Here is a 6,037-nt window from a genome sequence, read left to right on the forward strand (position 1 = left end):
ATATCTGATCCGCCACCCCGTCGGAGGTCTCAGCCACGACCGTTGCGGTGCAGGATCGCGACGGCCTTGACCGTCGCGTAGCCCCGCCATTCGAGCTCGGCCGTGGGTGAGTAGTGGGCGAAGTCGACGAGCCACCCGCCATCGTCCTGCTGCTGCGCTTCGAGGCGGTCCAGTTCGGCCTCCACCACGTCCGGGGCGAACAGCGCCCTTACCGGGGTGCCGGGAGCGGGCGCGAAGTCGAGGGGACGCATCATCTCGTCCTCCAGTCCGCCCTGGACCCGCACGAGCCCGTCGGCCGGGATGTGCTCGCCGAGCGCCGCGATCAGCCCGGCCGCCGCGGGCTCGGTGTCGTGGACGGCGTCCAGCAGCCACAGCGCGAACGCCAGCTCCAGCGCGTGCGGCTCGCGCACCGTACGGACGGCGTCGAGGCAGTACCGGACGGACCGTGCCAGCCACGGATGGGCGGCCACCGCCGGATCGTGGTCGGCGACGCGCCGGGCCATCGCCGTGACCACTGCCGTGATCTGCAACGACGACGTCTCCGGGTCCGCGCCCGCCCAGAACGGCGCGCAGCCCGCCGGGTCGGGAACGCGCAGCCCGAACGGGAGTCCGCCGTCCGGCAGGCTGACCGACGCCAGCCAGTCGCAGAGTCCGGCCGCCTCCGGCGCGGTGGCGGGAGCGAGTTCGGCGAAGACCTCGAAGGCGTGCAGGGCCGGCCCCGGCTGGCTCGTCCGGGACCGCAGGTCGGGTTCCAATCCCCACCCGTACCCGCCGTCGAGGTTGCGGTAGGCGTTGACGGCAGATCGCAGCGCCTCCCGGTCGCCCTCCCCCGTCAACGCCTCGAAGCGGCGACGGTCGAGCGTGCGCGCGTGCATGGCCATGAAGTCGGAAGCCTTGGTGAGATCCATGTCCCCAGCCTGTCCGCCGCCCACGTGCCCGTCTTGTAGGTTTCGGTCATCACCAGGTCAGGAACAGGGCTCGCGGCGATCGGTGGATCAGGTTGGGCAGCATCTCCACCGGCCCGTCCGGCCCCCGTTCCAGGCGGAGGCCGGGCAGCTCCCGAGCCAGCGTCTCCAGCGTGATCGCTACCTGCTCGCGCGCCAGCTGCGCGCCCGGGCAGGCGTGCACACCGTGCCCGAACGCCAGGTGCCGCGCGGGCTCCCTGGTGATGTCGAACTCGTCCGGGCGGTCGTGGGCCTCGGGGTCGCGTCCGGCCGCCGCGTAGGACACGAACACCTCGGCGCCCTCCGGCAGCTCGGTCCCGGCCAGCGTCACCGGCCTGGTCGTGACGCGGTGGAAGCCCTGCAACGCCGTCTCGTAGCGGGCGGTCTCCTCCACTGCGGCCGGGATCAGCTCGGGACGCGCGCAGAGCAGCTCCCACTGCTCGCGCCGCCGCAGCAGATGCAGGACCGCGTTGCCGATGAGGGCGGTCGTCGTGAGGTGTCCTGCCAGCAGGAGGTTCTGGAGATTCGAGATGAGCGTGCCGTGCGGCTCGATGGCGCGGATCATCTCCCCGCACAGGTCGTCGCCCGGCTCGCCGCCCCGGCCCCGCACGTGCGCGTCCTGCAGCGACTTCGTCGCGGCGGCCGCGCGGGCCGCCGCGACCTGCTCCGCGGGCTCCATCGCCCGGAACACCAGTTCCTCCGCCCGGTACCCGCCCGCCACCACCGCTGGGACGTCGCGCGGATCGAGTCCGAGAAGGTGTCCGATCACCGCACCGGGCAGCACACGGGCGTACCGCTCCATGAGCTCGGCCCGCCCGTCCCCAGCGAACGACCCGACCAGTTCGGCGGCCTTTCCGGTGATGAACGGGACCGCCTCCGCCACCCGCCCCGGCGACAGCCCCCGGCTCAGCGGCTCCCGCAGCCGCCGGTGGTCGTCGCCGTCCGCGGTGACCACGACCGGACCGCCCGCCGGGACCTCCGCCAGCACCGCCACCGCCGCCGGCCCGGGAATCACCTCTGGGCGCAGCGCGTTCGCCGACGAGAACGTCTCCGGATCCCGCAGCACCTCCCGGACGTCGGCGTGCCGTGCGACGAGCCAGGCGTCCAGCTCAGGAACGAAGGTCAGCCCGCTGGTCTCCCGCGCTCGCGCGTAGTGGGGGTACGGGTCGCGCCGATCGAAGCCCACGGTGATCCCTCCGCGCAGTGCCGAGCCCACCGTACCCGCCGGAATAATGATGTGCGGGCGGTGAGACGCCCGCCTAGCCTCTTCGACATGGACGTGACATTCGAGCGGACAGGTGAGCGCCGCTACGCGACCGTCGTCACGCTGCCCGGCAGCGACCCGCGACGCATGGACCCCGCTCCCGGGTACGACGAGCACATCCCTCACGATCTCGTCCACTACCTTGCCGAGGCGGAGCTGGGGCTGACTTCCGGTGTGTACGGCCGGGCACTGGCAGGCGGCGGAAGCTTCATGGAGACGACGGAGACGCCCGGCGACCCGCGCCGCAGGGTCCGGGCGCAGCGCAAGCTGAAGAAGCGCGAGGAGTCCCTGCGCAAGTCCGGACACGGCGACATGGCCACATCCGAATACTTCGCCGGCCTCTGCGACATCGCTTGGAGGCGCCGCTCCGGCGCGCGGACGCCCGCCTGGGCCGAGCACACTCCCCTCCCACCCGGGGACGCGTCCAAGGTCAGCCGGATACTGGACCGCCTGGACGAGACCGCCCCGCTCTGGCATGGCCTCCCCGTCGGCGGCTCCCTCACCTTCACCTGGCCGAACACGACGCCGCGTGCCCGACAGGCGTCCTGAATCCTCGCGGTCAGCCGGCGCGTAGCGCGAGCCCCAGCGCGCGGAACTGCTCCACCGGATGGTGGTAGCCGCGCTCGATGTGGTGCACGCCCCGCAGCGTGGACGGCCCCTCCGCCACCGCGGCGGCGAGCACCGCCGAGAACCCCGCCCGGATGTCGGGCATCGTCACGTCCCCGCCGCGCAGCTTGCTTACCCCGCGCACCACGGCCGAGTGGAGCGCCGGGGTGTCGTGGTAGCGGCACGCCGGTCCGCCCAGGCACGTGTCGTACACCTCGATCTCCGCGCCCATGCTCTGCAGGGCCGGAACGTACGCGAGCCGGTTCTCGTACACGGTCTCGTGCAGCACGGACATGCCGTCCGCCTGGGTGAACAGGACCATGAGCGGCGTCTGCCAGTCCGTCGCGAACCCCGGGTGGGTGTCGGTCTGGACCGCCGCGGGCCGCAGCCCGTTCGGCGCCGACGCCATGATCCAGTCATCGGTGATGTCGAATCGGGCGCCCATCCCCGTCAATGTGGTGATGGCGGTGACGAGCCGGTCCTGCGGGCAGCCGTGCACCCGCACCTCGCCGCCCGTGACCAGGCCCGCCACGAGGTAGGAGAACGCCTCGATGCGGTCGCCCGCGAGCCGCGTCTGCGCGCCTCCGAGCCGCTCGACGCCCTCGACCACGATCCGCCGGTCCGGGGCGAAGGAGATCCGCGCGCCCATCCGCTGGAGGAACAGCGCCAGCTCGATGATCTCCGGCTCCGTGGCCGCGTTCCGGATGACCGTCTTGCCCTCTGCCCGCACCGCCGCGAGCAGCACCGTCTCGGTGGCGCCCACGCTGGGGTACGGCAGGTCGACGCGCGTCCCGACGAGCCGTGACGCGCGCGCGTGGATGCCGTCCTCGGCGATCGTCACCTCCGCGCCGAACGCCCGCAGCGCCTCCACGTGAAAGTCGACCGGGCGCCGCCCGATCGGGTCGCCGCCGACCAGCGGGACGAACGCCTCCCCCGCCCGGTGCAGCAGCGGACCGAGCATCAGGATCGGAATGCGGTTCAGGCCAGTGAACGCCTTGCCGACACTGGGGTCCGACACCGGCCCCGGTACGACCGCGACCTCGTCACCGGACCGCTCGACGGTCATCCCGACATGCTCCAGCATGCCGGCGGTGATCCCGACCTCGCCGACATCCGGCGCGTTGCGGATCGTGCTCGGCTCGGTGCCGAGCATCGCCGCCACCATGTGCTTGCTGACCGCGTTCTTGGCCCCGCGCACGGTGACATCGCCGCGCAACGGACCCGACGGCTCGATCTCCCACCATTTGTCGGTCATCCGGCAAGACTACGGTCGCCCCTCAGATGGACCAACCGAATCCACCAAAAGGCCATGTCCGGTCTAAGACGAGTTCTCTCTACCGGACCGTCAGCGCCGGAAGCCGCCCCTTGCTCACGGCCCGCGTCTTGCCCTCCGCGACCCGTCCGACGCGCGGTGGGCTCCAGGGCGACAGCAGGTACGTGCCGGGCTTCAGCGCGGCTCTGAACGTGTAGGTCGAGCGGATCACGGTCGTCCGCGCGCACCCCTTCACAGAGACCTGAGGCCCCGGCCTCCGCACGGCCGCCTTCACCGGCGTACCGCTCCGTCCCACCGGAAGGAGCCCCGCTGAGCGCGGATAGAGCCACAGACCGTTCTGCCCGTCACCGACGCTCCATTTCACCGTGGGGGCACAGCCCACGCTGACGCGCCGCTCCACCACCTTCAACGTGACGGTCCCTCCCGCGTGCACGAAGGCCGGTGCCACGCTCAGCACCACGTCCATCCGCTGCCGCGCGGCCACAGCGCCGGCCGGGCCCACGGTGTACGCCAGCCTCCCCCGCGAGATCGCCGGCACGGCCGCCTCCGGGGAACTCGGCGGTGCGGCTTTCCGGGTGACGGCCGGAGCGGTCGGCGCCGGATCGTCCTTGTCGGTCTTGTCGACGACCTTCGCGATGCCGTAGGCCCCGCCTCCGCAAATGAGCCCTACCAAGATGACAGCGGCCATCGGCTTCACCAGCCCGGGTCTGGGCTCATCCTCTGCGACGGCCGGCTGCACAGGTATCGCCGCGGGACGAACCCACCGATTCTGCGCGACCGCGTCCACCAGCGCCGCGAACGCCAGAGCGGACTTGGGCCGTGCTACCGGATTGCGGGCCAGCCCCCGTGCGACGAGCCCCCGCACCCTTTCCGGCAACTGATCCAGCCGGAGCCTCCCCGGCGGCTGCCCTGTGAGACACATGGCGAACACGGCCGCGGCCGCATAGAGGTCACCGGCCACGGTGACCTCCTGACCGCGCTCCGGCGCCATGTAGCCGGGCGTTCCAGGAGCATCGACCCCGAACCCGGTGACCTTGCACGCGCCCCCGACCACGATGACATTCGCCGGGGTCAGATTCCTGTGCATGATACCCAGGGCGTGCGCGGCCGCGAGCCCGAGCAGGCACCCCTTCAGGACCCGCAACGCCGCCTCCGGCGCCATCGGCCCTGATTCGCCGATCAGCCGCTCCAGCGAGACCCCGTCGACCAGCTCCATGACCAGCGCCCGCCTGCGCTCCACATACTCGTGGACGCGCACCACATGCGGATCGCGCAACGTCGTCAGGAGCCGCGCCTCGTCCTCGACGACCTCGGCCCGGTCCAGGATGACGACTTGCTCCCCGAACCCGTCCCGAATCGCCTGGACGACGCGCCCCGCCGATCCCTCGCTCAGGACCCGCACCACGGAATAGCCCGGAACGTCCCAAGTCATGGCCTGTACCCTGCCGTTTCGCCGGGTCCGCCCGCAACCACGCCAAGGTCACAATGCCCCCCGCATCCGCGACGCAGCCGTTTGATCAGCTGCACCGGCCCGGGGGGTGGCGGCAAGGTGGCCGCGCCGATGCGGTGTTTCGTGTGGGTGGCACCGGCGCGACCATGATTTCCAGCCCTACTAATCGGACCGATCCTCTCACATGGAACGTTGCAGCGGCGTGGAATCCCCTACTCCTCAGCAACCCGACAGCCGGACCAGTGGCCTCAAGCTGGCCGTCAGCAGCTAGGAGACACCGGGCAGAGGCCCACCATCGGCGGGCTCATGCCGGCGGTCTTCAACCACTCACTCCAACAAAGCGAATGCGCTAACCGAGAGCTGAAATCCCAGAAAACAGAAAGGGCCCCGCCGTGACGGCGGGGCCCTTCCACACAACAAGTCCGGCGGTGTCCTACTCTCCCACACAGTCTCCCATGCAGTACCATCGGCGCTGAGAGGCTTAACTTCCGGGTTCGGGA

Annotated in this window: 5 protein-coding genes and 1 rRNA gene; 1 reads left to right on the forward strand and 5 read right to left on the reverse strand. The window is 71.3% G+C overall.

Annotated elements, in window-relative coordinates; genetic code table 11:
- Positions 1–29: 29 nt before the first annotated feature.
- Together AMA02S_RS37255 and AMA02S_RS37260 are read right to left on the reverse strand one after the other, a co-directional pair.
- Positions 30–908: a hypothetical protein gene (locus tag AMA02S_RS37255; protein WP_067468896.1), complete on the reverse strand. Its 879-nt coding sequence runs from the start codon at positions 906–908 to the stop codon at positions 30–32.
- Positions 909–957: 49 nt separating this feature from the next.
- Complete coding sequence (locus tag AMA02S_RS37260; protein ID WP_245668003.1) at positions 958–2,130, reverse strand: cytochrome P450; 1,173 nt, start codon at positions 2,128–2,130, stop codon at positions 958–960.
- 87 nt (positions 2,131–2,217) lie between these two features.
- Between AMA02S_RS37260 and AMA02S_RS37265 the strand changes: the two genes are divergently transcribed.
- Positions 2,218–2,757: a hypothetical protein gene (locus AMA02S_RS37265; RefSeq protein WP_067468899.1), complete on the forward strand. Its 540-nt coding sequence runs from the start codon at positions 2,218–2,220 to the stop codon at positions 2,755–2,757.
- A 10-nt stretch (positions 2,758–2,767) separates the two neighbouring features.
- Here the strand turns inward: AMA02S_RS37265 and murA are convergent, their stop codons facing one another.
- The 3 genes from murA to rrf all read right to left on the reverse strand — a co-directional run.
- On the reverse strand, positions 2,768–4,069 hold the full coding sequence (murA, locus tag AMA02S_RS37270; protein WP_067468902.1) for a UDP-N-acetylglucosamine 1-carboxyvinyltransferase: 1,302 nt from the start codon (positions 4,067–4,069) through the stop codon (positions 2,768–2,770).
- 79 nt (positions 4,070–4,148) lie between these two features.
- The gene (locus AMA02S_RS37275) at positions 4,149–5,519 is read right to left on the reverse strand and encodes a protein kinase domain-containing protein (RefSeq protein ID WP_084265998.1); all 1,371 of its coding nucleotides are present in this window, start codon (positions 5,517–5,519) and stop codon (positions 4,149–4,151) included.
- Between the two features lie 438 nt (positions 5,520–5,957).
- Positions 5,958–6,037: ribosomal RNA gene (rrf, locus tag AMA02S_RS37280) — 5S ribosomal RNA — on the reverse strand; the annotation flags it as partial.

This window comes from Actinomadura macra NBRC 14102, assembly GCF_001552215.1.
Classification (GTDB): domain Bacteria; phylum Actinomycetota; class Actinomycetes; order Streptosporangiales; family Streptosporangiaceae; genus Spirillospora; species Spirillospora macra.